The sequence below is a fragment of the Christensenella timonensis genome (genome assembly GCF_900087015.1).
Lineage (GTDB): Bacteria > Bacillota > Clostridia > Christensenellales > Christensenellaceae > Christensenella > Christensenella timonensis.
This window is the reverse complement of the sequence record NZ_FLKP01000002.1, coordinates 427,723-450,619: the sequence shown is the minus strand read 5'-3', so window position 1 is coordinate 450,619 and position 22,897 is coordinate 427,723. Positions and strand designations below refer to the sequence as shown.

Below are 22,897 nucleotides of genomic sequence, written 5' to 3'. Positions count from 1 at the left end.
CAGGGCTTTTGACAGCCTTTCCGGTTTTTTTATCATGTTGTATTCAACCAACGGTTGAGTTTTTTATCTTTATTCACTGATCCGGTTATTGTATCCGGCGGTGAGCCATGGTATAACAAGAGTGTAAGGTAAAGGAGTAACAATGGAATCCAGCATAGCGGCCAATATTGCGCGGCTCCGAAAACGAAAGGGGCTCACGCAGGAAGCGCTCGCCAGAAAGTTGAATATTTCGTTCCAATCCATTTCCAAATGGGAAAATGCACAGGCCCGGCCGGATCTTACTTTGCTGCCCGCCCTTGCAGACGCGCTTGATACCAACATCGATTTTCTGCTCGGTTACCACAAGAAGCAGTTCACGATGTATGAGGAATACTACCAGTCGGACGAGTATTACTGGGGGATTGAGCCGGATCCGATGTGCTATGACATCCTGAAGCTGTGCCCTCCCATAAAGCCGCTGCGCCTTTTGGATGTGGGCTGCGGCGAAGGGCGCGACGCAGTATTTTTTGCCAAAAACGGTTACCATGTGTCGGGCTTCGATATCGCTGCGGCGGGGATCGAAAAGGCCAACCGGTTGGCCGATATGCACCAGATTTATGTCGACTTTTTCGTGGCCGATCTCAAGGATTTTCGGTTGGAACAGGATTACGACGTTATTTATTCCACAAACGGCGTGTTCAATTATATCGCGCCGGATATCCGCAGGGAGCTGCTCCGCAACTATCAGGAGCACACCGCGCAGGGCGGCGTCCACGCGATCAACGTCTTTATAAAAAAACCGTTTATCGCACTAGCGCCGGACATGGAAGAAACGGAATACCTCTGGAAATCAGGAGAACTGTTTTCCGGATATGCAGACTGGCGGTTTTGCCAATGCAAAGAAACGATTTACGACTGCGAAAGCAGCGGCGTACCACACCAGCATTGTATGGATACGCTGATTGCACAAAAATATACTGCTAAGACTTAAGAAGCCGGATACCCTTCCCAAAGAGTCCGGCTTTTTAAGTTTTGTTTTTATTCCGCTGCTATCTGAAATATTTTACGCCGCTTTCAAATATTTTCTGGTCATATTCGCCGGGCACATTTTTCGCGATGTATTTTCCGGCACGTTCCGTGTGTCCCATTTTTCCCAGCACGCGGCCGTCCGGGCTCATAATGCCCTCGATCGCGTACATCGAACCATTGGGATTATATTCGATGTCCATTGAAGGTACGCCCTCAAAATCCACATACTGCGTCGCGACCTGTCCGTTCTTCAAAAGCGATTTGATCTCTTTTTCCGTTGCCACAAAACGCCCTTCGCCGTGGGACACGGCCACCGTATGCACTTCGCCCGGCTCGCAAAGCGAAAGCCAGGGGGAATTGGCGCTGGTGATGCGCGTGCGTACCATACAAGAAACATGCCTGCCGATATTGTTATAGGTAAGCGTGGGCGAATCTTCCTCCATATCCCTGATCTCCCCATAGGGCGCGAGGCCAAGCTTGATGAGCGCCTGGAAGCCGTTGCAGATACCGAGGATCAGGCCGTCGCGGTTTTTCAGCAGCTCGTGCGTCGCATCCTTGATGCGCGGGTTCCTGAACATCGTCGCGATGAACTTCCCGCTCCCATCCGGCTCGTCGCCGCCTGAAAATCCGCCGGGAAGCATGATCATCTGCGCATGGGCGATCTCCGCTTCCAGCTCGCGGATGCTCTCGTCTACATCCTGTACGCTTAGGTTCCGCATAATGACCACGCGCGGGATTGCGCCTGCCGCCTCAAAGGCTTTTTCCGTGTCATATTCGCAGTTCGTTCCCGGGAACACCGGGATGACCACACGCGGGATCGCGGTTTTATAGCGGCTGACGATAATATCCTTTTTCGTATAAAGCGGCGTTTCTATTTTGCCGCCGTCCTGCGTTTTTGTTGCAAATACCGATTCAAGGGGCTGCGTATAAGCTTGCAGCGCCTCGCTCAGCGGGATGCTTTCGTCCATCAGCTCGATGAACGGCTCTTCCCGGATCTCACCCTTGATTTCAAAATCCGCGTCGTGGATGCACGGGGATTCCACGAGGATCGCTCCGTAACGCTTGGCCGTTACCTTGTCCAGATGCTGCGAGAACAGCTTGACGCCGAGGTTGTTGCCGAACGCGCATTTCGCCGCCCCCGCGAGCACGCCGCCGCGCGTCACCGCGTACGCCGAAACGACCACCTTGTCCTGGATCATCTTGTGGAGCTTCTCATATTTGCGCTTGACGTCCTCAAAGTCCGGCAAGCCGTTTTTATCGCGTTTGATGTCCATCAGGTAAAGCTTGTTGCCCGCCTGTTTGAATTCAGGCGTAATCACATCCTTTGCCGCGACCGGGGCCACGCAGAACGAGCACAGCGTGGGCGGTACGTCGATGTCCTTGAAGCTCCCGCTCATGGAATCCTTGCCGCCGATGGCCGCGATATTAAGCTCGCGCTGCGCGAGGTACGCGCCCAGCAGCGCGCCCAGGGGCTTGCCCCAGCGCTGCGGATCGTCTCCCAACCGCTCAAAGTATTCCTGCAGCGTGAGCCATGCTTCCTTCCTGTCGCCGCCGGCCGCAACCAGCTTGGCCACACTCAAAAGGATCGCGTAGACCGAGCCCGCAAAGGGGCTTTTTTCCATCAGGTACGGATCCAGCCCATAACTCATGAGCGTCGCCGTTTTGCTGTCCGCGCCGTCGCACGGAATTTTGGCGCACATCGCCTGCACGGGCGACAGCTGCCTCACGCCGCCCAGCGGCATGGTCACGCTGCCCGCGCCGATCGTGGAGTCGAACATCTCGCTGAGGCCCTTCTGCGAGCAGATATTCAAATCGGAAAGCAGGGAAAGCAGGGTCTCCTTCACCGTTTTTTCCGTTTTCTCCCCAAACATGTCCTTCGTGTCGAACTGCCTGACCTTGGCGTGTGCATGCTGCGTCGCGCCGTTCGTATCCAAAAATTCGCGGGAAATATCCACAATGTTTTTATCGTTCCAGAAAAGGCGCATGCGGCCCGTATCCGTCACGCGTGCAACCAGCGTGGCTTCCAGGTTCTCCTGTGCTGCCAGCGCAAGGACGCAGTCAAGATCCTGCGGACGGATCACGATGGCCATACGCTCCTGCGACTCGGAGATCGCAAGCTCCGTCCCGTCGAGGCCTTCGTATTTTTTGGGCACCGCGTCAAGGTCGATGTCCAATCCTTCAGCCAGCTCGCCGATCGCCACACACACGCCGCCCGCACCGAAATCGTTGCAGCGCTTGACCATTTTTGAGAATTTCTGGTTGCGGAACAATCTTTGCAGCTTACGCTCGGTGAGCGGGTTGCCCTTTTGCACCTCTGCGCCGCATTTCTCAATGGATTTTTCATCGTGCGCCTTGGAAGAACCCGTTGCGCCTCCACAGCCGTCGCGCCCCGTACGCCCGCCGATTAGTACGATCAGGTCTCCTTCCACCGGACATTCGCGGATCACCTGCTCTGCCGGGGCGGCGGCGATCACGCCGCCGATCTCCAAACGCTTTGCCTTATAACCCTCGTGGTAGACCTCCTCCACAAGGCCGGTCGCAAGGCCGATCTGGTTGCCGTAGGAGGAATACCCATGCGCCGCTTCCCTGGTGATCTTGCGCTGCGGCAGCTTGAATTCCATCGTGTCCTTCAGGCTCTCGCGCGGATCTGCGCTGCCTGTAACGCGCATCGCCTGGTATACGTACGACCGCCCCGAAAGCGGGTCGCGGATCGCGCCGCCCAAACACGTCGCCGCACCGCCGAACGGCTCGATCTCCGTCGGGTGGTTGTGCGTTTCGTTTTTGAACATGATCAGGTAATCTTTGTCTCCCTTGTCCGTTTCGATCTTCTGCTTGATGGAACAGGCGTTGATCTCCTCCGAATCGTCAAAATTTTTCAGCATGCCGGCCCGCTTTGCCTCGCGTACATACGCTGTCGCAAGATCCATCAGGCAAACGTCCTTGTCCCTGCACATCTTCCTGCGCGCGTCAAGGTAATCTTCGTAGACGTGCTCCGCTTCCTTGGAAATGGGGTCGTTTGCAAATTCCACCTTGTCAAGGGCGGTGGAAAACGTCGTATGGCGGCAATGATCCGACCAATAGGTGTCGAGCACCTTGAGCTCCGTGATCGTGGGATCGCGTTTTTCACTCTTGAAATAATCCTGTGCGCACAGCATGTCCTCCGTCGTCATGGCAAATCCGTTTTGCACAGTAAAGTCTTCGATCTGTTTTTTGTTCATTTTGATGAACCCGTCCATCACCGCCACTTCCGTGGGTATCTCCAGGTTCATTTCGAGCGTATCGTATTTGTCGAGCGTGGCCTCGCACGAATCCACCGGGTTGATAACGTAATCCTTGATCGCCTTAAGCTGGTCTTTATCCGCACCTTTGATAAAATAAATTTTCGCGAAACGAACGTTCGGCCGCTCCTTACGCGTCAAAAGCTGCACACACTGCGCTGCGCTGTCCGCGCGCTGGTCATATTGCCCGGGCAGGTATTCCACCGCAAATACCGAATAACCCTTTTTGTCGGGCATATCCTCATATTTGACAGTATCCACGGCAGGTTCGCTGAACACGTTTGTAACCGCGGCCTCGAAATCTTCATCGTCTATGCCTTCCACGTCATAGCGGTTTAGTATCCGCACCTGCGTGACCGGCACGCCCAAATTTTGCTTAAAATCCGCGGCGCGCGACTGCGCCTGCACGTCAAAGCCCTTTTTCTTTTCCACGAACAATCTTTTTACGCTCATACTTCCGCTCCCTCGTCCCGATCGGTTTGTAACGACCTTCCATAATGTATTTATTATACCATAACTGCCTTGCCTTTATAAATATGCAAACAATAATATATAGGCCGGGATCGCCGCAAAGGAAAGCAGCGTGGTAACCGCCACCCCTTTTGTTGCAAACTCCGTATCCGCATGCGAAATCTCCGCAAAGATCGCCGTCGCGACCATGGCCGGCAAGCTCATCTGGACGACCAGTACCTCAGTCGGCAGCTTGGGCAGGCCGAACAGCGCTGCCACAGCCAGCATGATGAGCGGCGCCGCCACAAAGCGCCCCAGAAGGGAAAGCGAGATACCCCTGTCTATCTTTTTCAGGCAGGAAATACCGGCGCGGTGCAGGATCATTCCCACAAAAAGCAGTGCGAGCGGCGAGGTGATATCGCCGATATAGGTAAGCGCCGACGACAGGAAATCGGGCAGCTCTATCCGCAGCAGCACCAGCAAAAAACCGACAATCACCGCGATCATGGGCGGTTGGAATACTTTTTTTACGATCTGCTTTCCGGTGAAACATTTCTTTGGCAAAGAGCCTGTCCCATCCTCTATGCAGGCAATTTGCATCCCGTCCCGTGCGATTTCCACAAAGCCCACACTGTTCATAAACGTGGTATTGGCCATGTAGTAAAACAGCGCGAACACCAGCGCATTTTGGCCGAAGATCGCAGTCGCGACGGGCAGGCCGATGTAAACGGAATTGGAAAAAGAAAACAACGCGGTAAAAACGCCGCGCTGTGTTTTTTTGATTTTTGCAATTTTGGCAACCAGCTTACTTAGGGCATAGAGCGCGCCGATCGCTGCAAAGGATGCGGCGATATATACCCATGATGCCGCGAGCGTATCCACGGTAAAACTATTGAAAAAAGCCATAACCGCCGTAGCCGGCAGCGTGATATTGACGATCAGCTTGCTGGTGAAGCCGGTAACGCTTTTATTTGCCCATCCCTTATACGAAACGAAATACCCGACCGCAATGATGACCACAACCATCAATACAGCCTGCAATGCGTCAAAAATCATCTTTTCTTCCCGTTGCCCGGCCCTAATCCGCCGGGTTTACCGCCAATCGCTGCGGCCGTTTGCAAACCGTTCGGGTTTTGCTCCGCAAAAACTCACTCTTACAAACGTCGGCACAGCTCTGCCGGATCATTTGCCTCCTATACCAACGCGGTGTAGATCGCCTGTACCGCCTTTTCAAAATCGTCGTTTTCCACGCCCACGATGATGTTGATCTCGCTGCTTCCCTGGTCGATCATGCGCACATTCACATGATTTTTCGCAAGCGCCGAAAACAGCTTTGCCGATACGCCGATCTGGCGGATCATGCCGCGGCCGACCGTCGCGATGATGGCCATATTGGAAGAGACCTCCACGCTGTCCGGCTGGCACTGCGCGTGGATCTCGTCGATCAGCTGTTCGATCACGCCGCGTACGCGCACGTCCGCAATGACAATGGATATCGTATCGATGGAAGACGGCATATGCTCGTAGGAAAGCCCGAATTTTTCCAGACAGCCAAGCAGCTTGCGTCCAAAACCAATTTCCGCGTTCATCCCGTCTTTTTCAATGGTGATGACCGTAAAATTCTTTTTGCCCGCGATCCCTGTGATGCCCTCTTTGGCGCCGTCGCGCCCTTCGATCGCCGGAATGATCATCGTCCCGCTGTTCTTCGGATCATTGGTGTTTTTGACATTGATGGGGATCGCCGCTTCAAGCACAGGGAAAATACTGTCTTCGTGCAGCACCGTCGCACCCATATAGGCAAGCTCCCGCAGCTCGCGATAGGTGATCACGTCGATCTTTTTGGGCCCGTCCACAATGCGCGGGTCAGCCATCAAAAAGCCCGAAACATCCGTCCAGTTTTCGTACAGGTCGGCGTTGGCTGCACGCGATACGATGGAGCCTGTGATATCGCTCCCGCCGCGCGAGAACGTTTTGATCTTGCCGTTTGGCAGGCTGCCGTAAAATCCGGGAATGACCGCGCGTTCGTGCAGTTTCAGTGCGCCCGGCAGGATTGCAAGCGTCTTTTTGGCGTCGTATGTGCCGTTTTCGTTAAAGAAGATCACATCTGCCGCATCGATAAAATCGTAGCCGAGCAGGTCTGCTATGAGCAGGCCGTTCATATACTCCCCGCGGGAAGCTGCGTAATCTTCGCTCGCCCCTGTGCGGATATCCTCGTACATCTTTTCCAAATATTCTTCGATCCGTATACTAAGCCCGAGCTCGTCACGGATATCCGTATAACGCTTGACGATCTTCTGGTAAATTTCCTTCGTATCGTCTAAACGCAGCGCGGCGTCGTGCAGCGCATACAGCAGGTCTGTCACCTTGATATCGTCAGGAAACCGCTTGCCGGGCGCGGACGGTACGACAAACTTCCTCGCCTCATCCGCATCGATAATTTGCTTCATCTTCAAAATCTGCTCCGCGGACGCAAGCGAGCTTCCGCCGAATTTCGCAACCTTAACAGCCATGTTCAACCCTCTCCAACCTATTCCTCAATATTTTCCGCTTCTTCTTCAAAATGATCCGTCAGCAAACGGCCTTCCAGGTAATAGCGCTTCTCTTCCGCTTCCCCCAGTGAGAAGGTCTTCTTGGGGAGCACCCCGCACCTAACGACCATATCGAAAAACGCACTTTTTTCCATGGGCTCGAAATAAAAACCGATATTATCATATTCCTTTGCCAGCGACAAAAACGCCTCGTCCCCGTGGATATAATCGATACTGCCCTGCGGGTTTGCCGCAATATATTCCTCAAATATCTCCTGCACCTCGCCGATCGCGAGCGGATGCTGCGGATCTTCGATCACGATCCTGCCTGCACCGTCGTGGTATAAAAACGGGATCTGGTACGTCCCGTCCGCCTCGATCTCCTTGCGCCAGCGCCCGAACACAAGCTTGGCCTTCCTGCCTTTTTCGCGCAGGCGCTCCGCGACAAACTGCACGCAGCCGGACGCGTTCACGCCAAACAGCACCCGGTGTATGGGCATGAATTCCACAGCGCGGTCGCGCAGGTTGATGATCTCGCAAAGCGCAAAGCGCAGCGGATGGTTTTCACGTTCTTCCGGTGTGAGGTCTTCTTTCGCTTCGTCCCATACCGCTTTTGCCGTCGCAAGCGAATGGTTCCCGTCGCCCACGCAGAAAAGCATGTTATCGTGCTTTTCAAGTCCCGCGATCGCCTCTGTCACGCCGCTTAACAGCTTAGGCTCGTCGACGAGCCAGCCTTCTATTTTTCCGCCGTCCATCATCAGGTCAAAATCATACATTTTTTTGAGGCTGCTGCGCTGGATATGCAGCGGCCCGATCACGCTGTCCTCCGGATCGTCCATCAAAAGCATGATGTGCGGCAGCTCTAATGGCGCGCCGCTCCTGATCTTCATGCGGGGGGGGATGCGCGAAAGCACGGTCTGCTCCGTCGCACGGATCAGCGGCTTGTTCTCTATCTTAAAATCATACTGCTCCAGGTCCATTGCGAGCAGTATCCCTTTCCGTACTTTTTTCCCAAGGTGGCGCTCCGTTAAGACGATCCCCTCGGGCAGCAGGCCCATCACGCCCTTATTTAAATATTCATGCATCTCTGCCTTCAGGTCGTCGATGCACTGCGCAACATTGTCGCTTTCCAAATATACTTCCGGCAGCACCATATGCAGTGTTGAGGGTGCGTTTCCCACAAATTTTTCAACTCTATCCCAATATTCCGGCTGCGACGTAAATTGGTCGCACGCCACACAAGACCACTTCTCCATATTAACGTCTTCACGCGGCAGTAAAATCTGCGGAATCACAAAGCCCAGTTCTTTTGTGTCTCTCATTGTCTCCTCCACTGTAAAGCTAATTTCCTTCCACCCAAAGATACACACTATAATATATCAGTAAAGGGGCGTTTTTTCAAGTAAAAACGCAAACGCCCGCGCTTTTTAAGCGTTCAGATGATAAATGGCTCCGCCTGTGGTTTTTGTGTCAGCAGCCCCTTCAGAATCATAAGGCCCTGCCGGAGCTGCTCACGTGTCGGCGCGGCCGAAAGCGATACACGTACCGCGTCAAAGGGGAAGTCACTTCCCACGACAAACTTTTCCGCACAAAAGACGCTGACTCCCATCTCTTTTGCCTGCGCCTCAAATTCCCGCCCGTGTATGCCGTCCGGCAGGATAAGCCAGCGGAAATAATCCCTGTTTGTGCCGCGCAGGTCAAAGCCCTCAAATATCTGCTGCGCGAGGGCGGAGCGCGCCTGTGCCTCCACGCGTTTTTTGCGGATGATCTCGTCCGCCGCTCCCGTGCGCACCAAATGCGCGACCACCTCCGTATTGAAATGCGAAGTCATCAGGTTGATGTTGCGTATGCCGAGGTCGATGCGTGGGCGGAACGCCTGTGCCACGGCCAAAAAGGCCACGCGCAACCCCGCTGACAGAGCTTTTGAGGTGCCGCTGATGTATACGCTGCGCTCCGGTACATGTGCGGAAACAGGCTTGAGCCCGGTATTTTTCAAAAACGCGTATGTATCGTCCTCCAGCAAAATCAGTCCGTTTTCACGGATCACCTGCGCGACCTGCTCCCTGCGCGCGCGCGGCATGCAGTAGGCGGTCGGGTTCTGGCATTCCGCCATCAGGTAAATACCTTTGATTTTGTCGCTGCGGCATACGCGCCGCAGTTCGCCTGCATCCATACCCTCCCTGTCCATATCCACAGGCACGAGCCGGATACCAAGCATGTTGGCAAGATTTTTGAATCCCGTGTAGGTAAAACGGTCGGTCGCGATCTTATCGCCCGCCGCAAAAAGCGAAGTCAATATGATCGCCAGTGCATTTTGTACGCCGGAAACCACAAAAATATGCTCGGGCGTCACCGCAAAGTTCATCTTTTCCAGCCACTGCGCCCCGAGCTCGCAATCCGCCGCCTTTTTTTGGGGCGCGCCGTAAGAAAGGCAGTCCTCGATCTCCGGCCCTTTGACCACATGCCGCATCGCCTCGACAATATCTTGATCCTGGTCGTGCAGCGGAAAGATCATCCCCAGGTCGATCAGGTTTGGCGCACTCGTTCCGTCGGCGGTGGTCGCCTCTTCGGCCGCAAGGACGTCCGAAGATATAAACGTCCCCTTTCCCACTGTCGCGAAGATCAGCCCGCGCTGTTCGCATATCTTGAACGCGCGCGTCACCGTGCTTAGGTTTAACCCCAAAAAATCCGCCAACTCACGCTGCGGGGGAAGCCTGTCCCCCGGACGCAGCACCCCTCTTTTGATATCGCGCCTGAGCGCATTCACGATCTCCTGGTAAACCGGCTTGCTTTCCCTGCTAAGCTCGGGCTGCCAGCTTAGGTCATCATAAAAAAATCCTGCCATGCCTGCTCCTTTTAATTTGTATTGCATACAATTATATCATTGAAACATGATAACAACAACTTTATAATGATATTGTACCGCAATCAAAAGCATACAATATTTGTTTGAAACAATACAATGGCCGACAGATGTTTGCGCAATAAAAACCGCGTTTAAGAATACAGCGACAAAGTGAGGTTATGAACATGATGCAGGATAAGACAAAAAAATTGACGACCACGGCCGTGATGACCGCCCTCGTTTTCGTAGTGACATTGCTCATCTACATCCCGGTACCCGCCGTGAAAGGCGCGTACTTTAATATTGGCGATGTGATCATCTATTGCCTGTCGTTTATTTTGGGCGGCCCTTACGCTGTCTTTGCGGCGGCAGTAGGCAGCGCGCTTGCCGACCTGACGCTCGGGTCTGTGATTTATATCCCCGCTACGCTCCTGATCAAGGGGTGTATGGCGCTCATCGTGGGCGTGGTCACCTTGAAAAGCATGTCATTTGGACGCTACCTGCTTGCTTGCGTCATCGCCGGGCTGGTGATGGCTTTTGGCTATTGTACCTACGAATTTTTTGTCATCGGCGGATGGGCTGCGGCAGCCGCTACCTTTATCCCCAACATGATACAGGCAGGATGCGGCGTTGCCATCGCCGCGGCGCTTTACCACCCGATGCGTTCGCTGCGCAGCCGGTTTGCCCTGCGCCCCAAGCTTTCGTGCTGACTTGCATGATATCCGTATAACACAAACGGCATGGCCAAAGGCCACGCCGTTTTTTTCTTGTGCCGTTAATTGATGAGCGGCCTGCCGTCCGAATCGGTATTGATGCTGCCCGTAAGGATCATGATGCCTTCCACAAGGCCCCAGATGCCTGAAATCGCCGATGTGATGCCAAAGGTGACGAACCCAAGCAACCCCAAGATCAGCTGGCCTACCGCCTTGCTTGTAAAGCCGAGGTAGAAGTTGTGGATCCCCAGCCACCCTAAGAAAATGCCGAGGATGCCCGCCGCGATCTTTGACTTGGACTGCGACGCTGGATAGGGATTGGCTCCCGGCTGTGCCTGATACTGGGGTTGTTGCTGTTGTTGCTGCGTTCCGCTTTTGGGAACGAGCCCCGCGCCGCATTTCACGCATACCACTGCTTCCGGGTCAGACTTAGAACCGCAGTTCCAGCAATAGTCATATCCCGTACCCACCGGTACGCCACAGCCCATACAAACTGTCTCTCCCGGGTTTAATTGCTTGCCGCAATTTCTGCAATATTTGAACTCTGCCATTATAATACCTCCTGTTTGGTTGCGCTTCCTGTTTCCCAACAGCCTTACTGCTGTTTTGCACTGCGCAACTTTCCTTTCCTGCTTTCAGTATACGGGGCGCAAAACCGCATGTCAACGGCATTTGGGGCGTATTGCGCGTTTCTTCATAAAGTCTTAAGCTATTATGCTCTTTCTGTTCATAAACAAGGTGCAAAAGCCCTTGACATCAAGCGTTGGTGAGTACCGGCCAGATAACAATCCAGTACATAATGAGGAAGAACGCCGTATAGCAGATCAAAAAGATAAAGAGATCCCTCACCTTGCCCGGGCCTGCAAAATGCTCCTTTAAAATTTTAAAGAAACGTTTGGGCTTTAAAATATCCCAGCTGTAAAAGCGCAGATACCTTCCGATGTAAATGCCAAAGCTGATCAGCAGGAAGATCACAGAGATAATGATCCAGAAATTTCTGTTGTTTACAAAACCCATATTGAAGGCATTGATCGGGTGCACAAAAACCGCATAGATAAGCTGCAGCATCATGACGTTGAGCAATGTGTTCATCACCCCGGACATGGATAATGCCAAAACCGCGATGATATCATACCATATCGGGACTTCTGTTTTATCAACGGTTCTATGGCTTAAGTTCAGCTCTGTGACCAGGTACCCCGCATTGGGAAGGAGCAGGAACCAAATCACGATGCCCACAATACCGACGGCCAGCCCCGCGATCGGGTTTAGGTAAATCATCACCGCGCCCATCACGAATATCGTAATGATGAGTACCAAAAGCGGCAGTAGGGATAAGCCCATATTTTTCAGCATGGGTTTATACAGCTTTGTATGAAAAAACTTAGGACGCAATAGGATCAAACAAATTGCGAATACGTTAATGGCGGCTATCCCGCAAATCAGAATAAGCATATCAAGTCCCCTTTAATGATAATCTTACCATAAACATAAACGCTTATTCAGTTTTTTTAACAAGATTCCCTTATTTGATCTCCTGCTCCAGCCCGTCAAATTCCGGCGTGCTGAAAAACTCGCCAAGGGTGATTCCAAAACCGTCACATAATTTTTTGATGTTAACGATCCCCGGATTTTGGCTTTCGCCATTTAATATACTTTTCACTGTTCCTTGCGGTACTGCTGCAAAATTGGCAATTCCATTCGGGGTAAATCCCTTTTCCTTGCATAACTGCCTGATTCTATTAGCAACAGCTTTCTGCGTATTCATGATTTATCTCCATTAGTGATTTATCACTTTTAGCATATGCTGCACAAAACCTCAATATTAGTGATAAATCACTAATTCTCGTTTTTTATGTTATAATATAGTGATAAATCACTATATTTGGAGATTATATTTATGAACAAAACCCATGTTTGCTGCTTCACCGGGCACCGCCCCCACAAGCTGCCCTTCCTGCGCGATGAAGACCATCCACAGTACAGGCTGTTAGAGCAGCGGCTCACCAAGGAAATACTGGAAAAAGTGCTGCTGCACGGCTGTGATACCTTTTTGTGTGGGATGGCGCAGGGTACTGATATGCTGTGTGCCGAACTAATTTTGAAGCTGCGCGTACTGATCGGCGAACACCTGCGGCTCGTATGCGTGATTCCCTACCTCGCACAGGCACAGCGTTGGGATGCGGCGGAGCAAGGACGTTACAAAAGCATCCTTGCGCAGGCAGACCGCAAAATTCTTTTGGGCAATGAATATACCGACGGCTGCCTGCTTGCCCGCAACCGTTTTTTGGCAGATCATTCCATGCACATGATCGCCGTTTATGACGGGATATCTGCAGGCGGTACGAGGTATACCCTCGGATATGCCCGCCGGAAAGACCTTTCGATATGCGTGGTCGACCCAAACAGCCTTATTCCTTTTTCATATGAATAAAGCATGGTTTCCGCCGCTTCTTTTGTTCACAGATAATTGACTTTATACCCAAAATAACCGATAATAATTGGGTATATTGAAATTTGTGACCGCGGAGGCGAAGGAATTGAACTTTACAGATATCGAGAAGAAATGGCAAAAGAAATGGGCGGAAACGGGACTTTATAAATTTGATAAAAACAGCTTAAAGCCCAAGCACTATGTATTGGAAATGTTTTCTTACCCGTCGGGCGCGAATCTGCACGTCGGGCATTGGTACAACTACAGCCTTTCGGATACCTATGCGCGCTTTATGCGTATGACAGGGCACAACGTGTTCCATCCGATGGGGTTTGACGCGTTCGGGCTCCCGGCGGAAAACTATGCCATCAAGACCGGCATCCATCCCAGCGATTCCACGCTCAAAAACATTGAAACCATGGAAAAACAATTGCAGGCGATCGGCGCGACCTTCGACTGGGATTATGAGCTCGTGACCTGCCTGCCCGAATATTATAAATGGACGCAGTGGTGCTTTTTGCAGCTTTATAAGCACGGGCTTGCCTACCGCAAGGCGGCTCCTGTCAACTGGTGCCCGTCATGCCAGACCGTTCTTGCAAATGAACAGGTGGAGGGCGGCGAATGCGAGCGCTGCGGGACAGCTGTCACGCGCAAGCACCTGACGCAGTGGTTCTTTAAGATCACAGATTATGCGGAACAGCTTTTGGAGGGCTTAGACCGCATCGACTGGCCGGAAAAGACCAAGCTGATGCAAAAAAACTGGATCGGGAAATCACGCGGCGGCGAGGTAAAATTTGACATCGTGGGCGGCGGTGATTTCACTGTGTTCACCACGCGCGCGGATACGCTGTGCGGTTGTACCTATGTGGTCATTTCGCCCGAGCACCCGCTGGTCGATAAGATCACGACCTCCGTACAGGCGCCGGCAGTCAAAGAATACCAGGAATACGCGGCCAAGGCGACAGAGATCGACCGCCTGTCCACCACGCGCGAAAAAACGGGCGTATTCACAGGCGCTTATGCGGTGAATCCCATCAATGGGCGTCAAGTTCCCATCTGGACGGCAGACTACGTGCTCGCAAGCTACGGCACGGGCTGCGTGATGGCAGTCCCCGCGCATGACGAGCGAGATTTTGCCTTTGCGGAAAAATACAATTTACCCATCGAGCGCGTAATTGACGCAAAGGACAAGGATACGGATGATAAACTGCCCTTTACGGAGCACGGTATCCTTGTAAACAGTGGAAAATATGACGGTCTTACTACCGAAGAAGGCAAGAAAGCGATCTTAGAGGATTTGGGCAAGGAAGGACGCGGCGGCTTTAAGATCAATTACCGCCTGCGCGACTGGCTGGTTTCGCGCCAGCGTTATTGGGGCGCGCCCATCCCCATGGTGTATTGCGACAAATGCGGCGAAGTGCCCGTTCCTGAAGATCAGCTTCCGGTCGAGCTTCCGTACGACGTAAACTTCACGCCCGACGGTACGTCCCCGCTGGCGAAGAAAGAAGATTTTGTCAACACGACCTGCCCTATTTGCGGCGGGAAAGCCAAGCGCGACGTGGATACGATGGATACGTTCGTATGTTCGTCGTGGTATTACCTGCGCTATCCCGACAACAAAAACAGCGAGGAGGCGTGGAACAAAAAGATCGTCGACGAGATGCTGCCTGTGGATAAATACATCGGCGGCGCGGAGCATGCGGTCATGCACCTGCTGTACGCGCGGTTTTTTACCAAAGCTTTCCACGACATGGGTTATATCGGCTTTGACGAGCCGTTTATGTCGCTTGTGCACCAAGGGACGATTTTGGGGCCGGACGGCGAAAAGATGAGCAAGAGCCGTGGAAACGTGATTTCCCCCGACGACCTGATCAAAAAATACGGGTCGGATACGTTGCGCATGTACCTTGCGTTCGGTTTTAATTATGTAGAAGGCGGCCCGTGGAACGACGACGGCATCAAGGCCATCAACCGCTTTTTGGAACGTGTGGAGCGTCTTGTCGGCGCGGTCGCAAAGCTTGAGGGAGGAAGCGGCAAGGTGGATGCAGATTTAAACTACCAGCTGCATTACGCCATCAAGAACGTGACGCACGACTACCCGATCTTCTCGTTCAATACGGCGGTCGCGCGTATCATGGAGCTGGTGAACGCATTTTACAAATATATAGACGCACAGCCGGACAGCGTTTTTGCAAAGGACGCTGCACAAAAGCTGTGCCTGCTGCTTGCCCCGGTCGCGCCGCATTTCTCAGAAGAGATGTGGGAACGTTTGGGCGGCGGATATTCCATTTTCAACCAGGATTACCCTGTGTGCGACGAAAGCGCTCTCGTGCGCTCGACCGTCAACATGGCGATCCAGGTGAACGGCAAGGTTCGCGCAAAATTTGATATTTCTTCGGACGCTTCCAAGGAAGAAACCGAAGCGTTTGTGCGCAGCAGATTTGCAAATCTCTGGGAAGGCAAGGAAATCGTGAAATTCATCGTCGTGCCCGGGCGTATTGTAAATATCGTTGTGAAATAATATAAAAGGGAAATTGGGGGGAAGAAAAATGAATAAGAAAACATGCGCTATTGTTGCAGTAGTCCTGCTTATGGCAGGTATGATTGCGGGCTGCGCGCCTGCGCCGCAGCCTTCCGCCGAAGTCCCGGCGGTTTCAGAGGCCACGCCGGATTTATCGGTTTCCGCTACACCTGAGCCGACACCAACGCCGGAACCAACACCCGAGCCGATACCGGAGTATGCGCCGGGTACGCTTACGGATACTGGATATTCCAGCGAATATCTCGGGCTGCAATGGACGATTCCTGAGGGCAGCGACCTTATTATGGCTACACAAGCGGAACTGACTGAATTTGCGGAGTCTTCGGTAGATGCTGCGGAGCTCGAAGGCTACAAAAACACATATGAACTGATGGCTTCCACTGCTGCTGTGGATACCAATTTGATTATGATGACTGAAAAGCTTCCGCTTTCAAATATGACAACCGAACAGTACGTAGATACTGTGACAAAAAATATTGTGACAGATGAAACATATTCCTACGATGGCACGACAGAACATGTGACGATTGCAGGACTTGATTTTATCAAAGCTCCTATGGCAATCGATCAAGGCGACGGCGTGTTCGTCGGTCAGGATTATTATTTTACGAAAGTGCATGATCGGATCATAGCGTTCATTTTGACATATACGGACGATTCTGTTGATAAGGCTGAGCTTGCCTTGACCGGTTTCCAGCCCTACGCGGTGGAATAAAATTAACCTAAAAAGGCTGTGGAAAATCCACAGCCTCTTTTTTATTCCTTTTTATTTTACTCCACGAATGAACTCGCGTCCGATATATGACCGTAAAGCCTGCGGCACTTTGATACTGCCGTCCTGCTGCTGGTAATTTTCCATGATTGCCGCCACCGTACGGCCTACCGCAAGGCCGCTGCCGTTTAGGGTGTGCACAAATTTCAGCGAACCGTCGCTGTCCCTAAAACGGATTCCTGCGCGGCGCGCCTGGAAATCTTCAAAGTTCGAGCACGAAGAAATTTCTACATACCGCCCATAGCTCGGCATCCACACTTCAATATCGTATGTTTTCGCGGACGAAAAACCGAGATCGCCGCCGCACAAAAGAACCACGCGGTAAGGGATCTGCAATATCTGCAAAATACTTTCCGCATTCGCTACCAATTTTTCAAGCTCCAGATAGGATTCATCCGGCCGTGTGAATTTCACAAGCTCCACTTTATTAAACTGGTGCAAACGGATAAGTCCTTTGGTATCGCGCCCTGCGCTGCCTGCCTCTGCGCGGAAGCACGGCGTATACGCACAACGGTAAATCGGCAGGTCTGCTCCGTCAAGGATGGATTCACGGTACATGTTCGTCACCGGGACTTCTGCCGTCGGGATCAGGTACAGGTCGGTATCTTCGATGTGGTACATGTCTTCCGCGAATTTCGGAAGCTGGCCTGTACCTTCCATGGATTTCTGGTTAGCCACGAACGGCGGGATCACTTCCGTATAACCGTTCTGCTCGGTATGCGTATTGAGCATGAAGTTCATGACAGAACGCTCTAAGCGCGCGCCCAGGCCCTTATAAAAAACAAAGCGGCTGCCCGCGACCTTTGCGCCCAACTCCGGATCGATGATGTCGAGGTCGTTTCCCAAATCCCAGTGTGCTTTAGGCTCGAAATCGAATTTCGTGGGCTCCATAAACTTGCGGATTTCCACGTTGTCGCTGTCGTCGTTGCCCGCCGGAACGCTTGCGTCCGGACGGTTGGGGATTGTCATCATATTTTTTTCCAGATTCGCGGACATGATCTGCAGCTCCGCGTCGTAATCCTTGATTTGCGCCGCCAGCTCTTTCATTTCCATCATGACGGACGAAACGTCCTCCCCGTTTTTCTTCATCACGGGGATTTCCTTTGAGATCCTGTTCCGCTTTGCCTTTAATTCTTCCACTTTAGTCATCAACGCGCGGCGCTCTTCGTCAAGCTTTATCACCACGTCCAGCTCAATGTCCTTGCCACGCTTTGAAAGCGCGTCCGCAATCGTTTTGAAATTGTCGCGCAACGTCCTTAAATCCAGCATTACTTACTCCAACCTCTTCTCTATCATATAAACTTATTCTACGTTCACATTTTATTGGGCGCTTTGATCCCCAGCAGGGAAAGCCCCCGTTTGAGCGTATCCTTCACCGCGCGCGCAAGTGCGATCCGCGCGTTGGTCTGCTCTTTATTATCGTCAATGATCCTGTATTCATAATAGTACTTGTTAAATGCCTGTGCAAGCTCTATTAAATGCCGCGTCACATAGAAAGGCTCGTTCTTTTCACTTGCGGCAAGCAGCGTCTGCGGGAAACCCGCCAAGGATTTTAAAACGGCGAACGCTTCGTCATTGCTAAGGACGGAAACGTCCATACCCGCGTCGTTTGCTTCATGCCGCGTAATGACCGAAGCGCAGCGCGTATGCGTATATTGCACATACGGGCCCGTTTCTCCGTCGAAATTGAGTACGCGGTCAAACGAGAACATAATATCCTTGATACGGCTCTGGCTAAGCGTTGAGAAAATCACCGCGCCGATGCCGATATCGCTTGCGACCTGTTCCTTGTCTTCCAGGGCGGGATTCTTTTCTTCGATGATGGACAGCGTCTTTTCCACCGCTTTTTTGAGCACGTCTTCCAAAAGCACGATCTTACCGTGGCGCGTGGAAAGCGTTCCGTCCTCTAAAGATACCATGCCGAACGCGACATGCTCGCAGTCGTCCGCCCATTCGTAGCCCATTTTTTTAAGTACGGCGAACACCTGCTTGAAGTGCAGGTTCTGCTGGTATGCCACCACATACAGGTTTTTATAAAAATCATACGTCTTTTTACGGTACTTAGCAGCCGCTAGATCGCGCGTCGCATACAGCGTCGTCCCGTCGGATTTTAAGATAATCGCCGGCGGCAGCTCCTCTTCGTCAAGCCGCACCACATACGCGCCCTCGCTCTTAACGAGCAAATTTTTCTCGCGCAGTTCATCCAGCACCGCCGGGATCTTGTCGTTGTAAAAGCTCTCGCCCGCAAAGCTGTCGAACTGCACGTCCAAAAGCTCGTACACGCGCTTTGCCTCGCGCAGCGTCAGCTCCTTGAACCAGCCAAAGATGCGCATAGCCTCTTCGTCGCCGTCTTCGATCTTTTTAAACCATGCGCGCGCCTGTTCGTTGAGCGCTTCGTCTTTTTCCGCTTCCTCATGGAAACGCACATACAGCTTGAGCATGGCGGAAACGCTGTCGCGGTTTATTTCGTCGTCGTCCCCCCACAGTTTGTAGGCCGCGATCAGCTTGCCGAACTGCGTACCCCAGTCGCCCAGGTGGTTGACGCCCACCACGTTATATCCCAGGTATTTGTTGATCTTGTAAAGCGCGCTGCCGATCGCCGTTGAAGAAAGGTGGCCGATGTGGAACGGCTTCGCGATATTGACGGACGAATAATCGATCACAATCGTCTTATTGTCGCCGATATCCGATCTTCCCCAATTCTCTCCCGCGGCGCTTACCTCGCTAAGAACGCTCTGCGCGTAATATGTCCTGTCGTAAAAGAAATTGAGATACCCTCCCGCGACCTGTATTTCAGACACGAAATCCGGCTTTTCAATGTTTTCGGCGATCTCCTGCGCGATTGCCGGCGGCGCTTTTTTGAGCACTTTTGCCAGCTTGAAGCATGGCAAAGCCGCGTCGCCCATCTTTGGGTCGGGCGGCGTTTCCAGCATTTCAAGAACCTGATCGCCCTGCATGCCTGCCGCGTTCGCTATTTTTTCCGCCAATGCGGTTTTCAAATCCATTTTATTCCCTCGCCTTACTCGTTTGTTAGCATCCATAAATATATCATAAAAGCGCGGTTTTATCAATGTATTTTGTGTGTTATACTAACATGGTAGCCATAAAAAAGAGGAGATATTATGAAGTTAGGAATAAAGCGCCTGCTGTTTTTGATCCCGTTTATCGTTTTTGCGGTCGTGCTTTTGGTGTTATCATACAAATGAAACGTATCATCCCCTTGCTCCTTGCCTTATCCTGCATGTTCGCGCTTTGCGCGTGTTCGCCAGTTGCACAGCAGAGCGAATCTTTCATTATGGATACCATCGTCACCCAGACTGTGTATGCCAGCGACAACAGCGTGGTCAGGCAAAACAACCAAATATTGCGCGACATCGAAAACGAGATGTCCAAAACCATACCCACCAGCGATATCGGCAGGATGAATGCCCAAAACGTACAGGATGTGGAAATTTCCGATGCCACGGCGCAGGTTCTGCAGGCATGTATCGAGCAGGCCAAAGTGACCGGCGGTACTTTCGATCCCGCACTCGGCGGCGTAGTCGCGGCCTGGGGCTTTGGCACGGACAATGCGCGCGTCCCGGGCGAAGAGGAGCTGGAAGGCTTGCTTGCCCATACGGATTATAACGCGATCAGCGTCAGCGCCAATGAAAACGGCCAGTCGGTCGCCAACGCGGGAGGCACGCAGGTCGACCTCGGCGGCGCGGTAAAAGGCTATGCGCTCGACTGCCTTGCACAAAACCTCGCAGACAATGATATTTCCTCTGCGATCCTTTCGCTGGGAGGGAGTATCTACGCCGTGGGGACAAAGCCTGACGGCAGCGCATATAAAATAGGCATACGCGACCCCTTCGGTGGCGAAAATGACTACATGGCAAAGCTCACGCTCGACGGAAAATTTGTTTCCACCTCCGGGACTTACGAGCGCGGCTTTACGCAGGGCGGAAAATACTATTTCCATATCCTGGATCCAGAAACGGGCCATCCCGCCGAAAGCGGCCTGGCGGCGGTAACAGTCATCTGTACAAGCGGGATCCTCTCGGACATTTACTCCACCGCCTTGTTTGTCATGGGGGCGGAGCGCGGCGTGGCTTTTGCGCAGGAGCAGGGCGTGGACGCGCTTTTCCTGACAGACGATAAGCGGGTCATCACCACGGACGGGTTTGCCGAAAAGTATGGCCTTACCGTCACAAATAAGGATTACCATGAATAAACTGGTCAAAAAAAGCGATATCATCTTTACTGTGATCATTGCCGCGGCGATTCTTTTGGTGTGGCTCTTTTCGCTGCCGCGCGAAGCCGGTACGCAGGTCGTGTTTCGCAAGGACGGCGAGGTCATGGCTACCCTGCCGCTGTCAAAGGATACGATATACGGGATATCCGGCGCCTATCGAAATATTTTTGAAATAAAGGATGGCACGGTGCGTATCGTGCAGACAGACTGCCCGAACCACCAGTGTGAGAAAACGGGGGGCATTTCCCATGCGGGACAATCGATCGTGTGTGCGCCAAACGGCGTGAGTGCAACGATCACAGGCAGGGAGGCGGATGTCGATGGCATTACCCAATAAGACCTCAAAATTTGTACTGGCCGCCGTTTTGTGCGGCGTGGCGCTTGCCCTCTCCCTTGTGGATGGGGCGATTTCCTCCCTGCTGCCGCTGCCCGGCTTCAAGCTGGGCCTTGCCAATATCGTTTCCCTCTTTGCGCTTTACTATTTGGGCGCGCCGTACGCTTTTTCGATCTGCATCGTGCGCAGTTTGCTTGCCGCCGTTTTCAGCGGGAACCTGACCATGCTTTTCTTCTCGCTCGCGGGCGGGCTCCTCTCCATCCTGGTCATGTGCCTCTTTTTGCGGCGCCTGTCCCTTGTCAAGGTCAGCGTGCTGGGAGGCGTGACGCACAGCCTTGCGCAGCTCGCCGTTGCCGCGCTCCTGACCGCAACGCCGCAGGTATCGTATTACCTTCCGGTGCTCGCTTTGATGGGCTGCGTATGCGGTTTTTGTATGGGGGTATTGTGCGCTCTTGTATTCTCGCGGCTCCGCCGGGAAACAGTGCACCAAATATTATGATTGCAAGGAAAAGTGCCGCTTGCGTCGAAATACTATAACAGAATGGCAATCGTAAGCCATCTGTCCTGATGGGGGAACGGTATTTATGAAAAAAAACACCTGTATTTTTATCATCGTCATGGCCGCTGTCTTTGCTTTTTCTGCCTGTGCCGTGCCTTTTACCATGGAGGCCCCGGCGGCAGGATCCGTAACAGTCCCTTCCGCTTCGCCCGAGGCAAGCGCCGCGCCCACACCTGCGGTTCCGGCCGTCCTGCCCACCTTCGAGGAGATCATAAAAGGGCATACTTTTTCCAAGGATTGCACGCCTGAGGAGCTGTATCCTGCGGATACGGAGCAAAAGGGCTATGCAGCGATCACAGAAAACAAAGAGGTCACGCAATCTTTTCAGGATTGTTTCGATACGTGGCTTTCCGAAGCGATCTGTGCTGTGCAAAGGCAATATGAGGAATATTACCCGCATGTCACCCTGACGGCGGATATCGGCGAGCCCACCTGGCAGCTGTTATCGTCTGTGGCCTATGGGTGCGAAAGCCCCGGGGAGCTGGTCGGGCTTTTCCCGTCACTTATCCGCGTCAAAATAACAAAAAACGAGGATTTCACAGAGGACTCGGCCTCTTTTGACCTGACAGTTACCACAAAAAAACCGCAACAGCTTTTTTATGAGCTGCCGCGCACGGATGGCAGCGATCCGTCGTCCATCCCTTACGACCTTTTTATGTGCACTTACTTGAGCACAGCTTATGATGAGGAAATGGAGATGATCCTACCGGAGGACGAAAACCTCCCGCCGCTTTCCGAAACGCTGACTTTCCCGCTCCCGGAACGTTACAATTTTGTGGACAGCTGGTATGACGACCGCGACGGCGGGGCCCGCCGCCATATGGGTACGGACATCCTCTGCCCGGAAGGCACAGAAGAGCTCGCCTGTGTTGACGGTACGATCCTCGCCGTAGGAACGGGCGAGGGAACGGGAAATTATGTGGTGCTCGGCGGCAGCGACGGTACGCAATACCACTATTACCACATGGTGGAGGTATCCAACCTTGTTTCGGTGGGAGATACGGTAGAGCGCGGCGATGTGGTCGGGCTTGCCGGCAATACAGGCAACAGTACCGCCAACCACCTGCACCTTGCGATCCTGCATCCGTCAGGCGTTTATTTGAACCCATATCCTTATTTGCAGGATGCGGTCATGGCGGAAGCGGAATGATCATAAGAAGGGCTTTCCTTTCGGAAAGCCCTTTTTGCTGACGCTTTACT

General features: G+C 52.7%; 19 protein-coding genes. 9 read left to right on the top strand and 10 right to left on the bottom strand.

Annotation, left to right across the window (positions count from 1 at the left end; translation table 11 throughout):
- The first annotated feature begins 142 nt into the window (after positions 1-142).
- Positions 143-970, top strand: coding sequence for a helix-turn-helix domain-containing protein (locus BN6471_RS03645; protein WP_066645638.1), 828 nt, complete (start codon positions 143-145; stop codon positions 968-970).
- Between the two features lie 58 nt (positions 971-1,028).
- Here the strand turns inward: BN6471_RS03645 and BN6471_RS03640 are convergent, their stop codons facing one another.
- The 5 genes from BN6471_RS03640 to BN6471_RS03620 all read right to left on the bottom strand — a co-directional run bounded on the left by BN6471_RS03640 (position 1,029) and on the right by BN6471_RS03620 (position 10,109).
- Entirely contained in the window at positions 1,029-4,739 is a 3,711-nt protein-coding gene (locus BN6471_RS03640; RefSeq protein WP_066645636.1) for a phosphoribosylformylglycinamidine synthase, read from the bottom strand.
- Positions 4,740-4,814: 75 nt separating this feature from the next.
- Positions 4,815-5,792 carry an AEC family transporter gene (locus BN6471_RS03635; RefSeq protein WP_066645634.1) on the bottom strand — a complete coding sequence of 326 codons (978 nt, stop codon included), beginning with the start codon at positions 5,790-5,792 and terminating at the stop codon, positions 4,815-4,817.
- Between the two features lie 137 nt (positions 5,793-5,929).
- Positions 5,930-7,246: an aspartate kinase gene (locus BN6471_RS03630; RefSeq protein ID WP_066645631.1), complete on the bottom strand. Its 1,317-nt coding sequence runs from the start codon at positions 7,244-7,246 to the stop codon at positions 5,930-5,932.
- A 17-nt stretch (positions 7,247-7,263) separates the two neighbouring features.
- Entirely contained in the window at positions 7,264-8,586 is a 1,323-nt protein-coding gene (locus tag BN6471_RS03625; protein WP_066645629.1) for a DUF1015 family protein, read from the bottom strand.
- 113 nt (positions 8,587-8,699) lie between these two features.
- On the bottom strand, positions 8,700-10,109 hold the full coding sequence (locus BN6471_RS03620; RefSeq protein WP_066645627.1) for an aminotransferase-like domain-containing protein: 1,410 nt from the start codon (positions 10,107-10,109) through the stop codon (positions 8,700-8,702).
- A 185-nt stretch (positions 10,110-10,294) separates the two neighbouring features.
- On the opposite strand from BN6471_RS03620, the gene BN6471_RS03615 reads away from it, so the two are divergent.
- Positions 10,295-10,819, top strand: a complete 525-nt coding sequence (locus tag BN6471_RS03615; RefSeq protein ID WP_066645625.1) for an ECF transporter S component — start codon at positions 10,295-10,297, stop codon at positions 10,817-10,819.
- A 65-nt stretch (positions 10,820-10,884) separates the two neighbouring features.
- Here BN6471_RS03615 and BN6471_RS03610 read toward each other — a convergent pair whose 3' ends face one another.
- The 3 genes from BN6471_RS03610 to BN6471_RS03600 form a co-directional block, all read right to left on the bottom strand.
- Positions 10,885-11,373: a TM2 domain-containing protein gene (locus BN6471_RS03610; RefSeq protein WP_066645623.1), complete on the bottom strand. Its 489-nt coding sequence runs from the start codon at positions 11,371-11,373 to the stop codon at positions 10,885-10,887.
- Positions 11,374-11,578: 205 nt separating this feature from the next.
- Positions 11,579-12,166, bottom strand: a complete 588-nt coding sequence (locus BN6471_RS03605) for a DUF1361 domain-containing protein (RefSeq protein WP_162270175.1) — start codon at positions 12,164-12,166, stop codon at positions 11,579-11,581.
- Between the two features lie 181 nt (positions 12,167-12,347).
- Positions 12,348-12,590, bottom strand: coding sequence for a helix-turn-helix domain-containing protein (locus BN6471_RS03600; protein WP_066645620.1), 243 nt, complete (start codon positions 12,588-12,590; stop codon positions 12,348-12,350).
- Positions 12,591-12,722: 132 nt separating this feature from the next.
- Here BN6471_RS03600 and BN6471_RS03595 point away from each other — a divergent pair, with 132 nt between their 5' ends.
- From BN6471_RS03595 to BN6471_RS03585, 3 genes are all read left to right on the top strand, one after another.
- The gene (locus BN6471_RS03595; protein ID WP_066645619.1) at positions 12,723-13,256 is read left to right on the top strand and encodes an SLOG family protein; all 534 of its coding nucleotides are present in this window, start codon (positions 12,723-12,725) and stop codon (positions 13,254-13,256) included.
- A 106-nt stretch (positions 13,257-13,362) separates the two neighbouring features.
- The gene (gene leuS, locus BN6471_RS03590; RefSeq protein WP_066645618.1) at positions 13,363-15,777 is read left to right on the top strand and encodes a leucine--tRNA ligase; all 2,415 of its coding nucleotides are present in this window, start codon (positions 13,363-13,365) and stop codon (positions 15,775-15,777) included.
- Between the two features lie 28 nt (positions 15,778-15,805).
- Complete coding sequence (locus tag BN6471_RS03585; protein WP_066645616.1) at positions 15,806-16,513, top strand: hypothetical protein; 708 nt, start codon at positions 15,806-15,808, stop codon at positions 16,511-16,513.
- A gap of 51 nt (positions 16,514-16,564) precedes the next feature.
- Here the strand turns inward: BN6471_RS03585 and serS are convergent, their stop codons facing one another.
- Both serS and argS read right to left on the bottom strand, forming a co-directional pair.
- Positions 16,565-17,839, bottom strand: a complete 1,275-nt coding sequence (gene serS / locus BN6471_RS03580) for a serine--tRNA ligase (protein ID WP_066645614.1) — start codon at positions 17,837-17,839, stop codon at positions 16,565-16,567.
- Positions 17,840-17,883: 44 nt separating this feature from the next.
- Positions 17,884-19,575 (bottom strand): arginine--tRNA ligase, encoded by a 1,692-nt coding sequence (gene argS / locus BN6471_RS03575; protein WP_066645612.1) that lies wholly within the window; start codon positions 19,573-19,575, stop codon positions 17,884-17,886.
- Positions 19,576-19,772: 197 nt separating this feature from the next.
- Between argS and BN6471_RS03570 the strand changes: the two genes are divergently transcribed.
- From BN6471_RS03570 to BN6471_RS03555, 4 genes are all read left to right on the top strand, one after another.
- Complete coding sequence (locus BN6471_RS03570; RefSeq protein ID WP_066645610.1) at positions 19,773-20,783, top strand: FAD:protein FMN transferase; 1,011 nt, start codon at positions 19,773-19,775, stop codon at positions 20,781-20,783.
- Positions 20,776-21,141, top strand: a complete 366-nt coding sequence (locus BN6471_RS03565) for a NusG domain II-containing protein (protein WP_066645609.1) — start codon at positions 20,776-20,778, stop codon at positions 21,139-21,141. Before BN6471_RS03570 ends, BN6471_RS03565 begins: the two co-directional genes overlap by 8 nt.
- Complete coding sequence (locus BN6471_RS03560) at positions 21,125-21,637, top strand: Gx transporter family protein (protein ID WP_066645606.1); 513 nt, start codon at positions 21,125-21,127, stop codon at positions 21,635-21,637. The genes BN6471_RS03565 and BN6471_RS03560 overlap by 17 nt, the downstream gene beginning before the upstream one ends.
- Positions 21,638-21,722: 85 nt before the next feature.
- Positions 21,723-22,847 carry a M23 family metallopeptidase gene (locus BN6471_RS03555; protein WP_066645605.1) on the top strand — a complete coding sequence of 375 codons (1,125 nt, stop codon included), beginning with the start codon at positions 21,723-21,725 and terminating at the stop codon, positions 22,845-22,847.
- Positions 22,848-22,897: the final 50 nt, after the last annotated feature.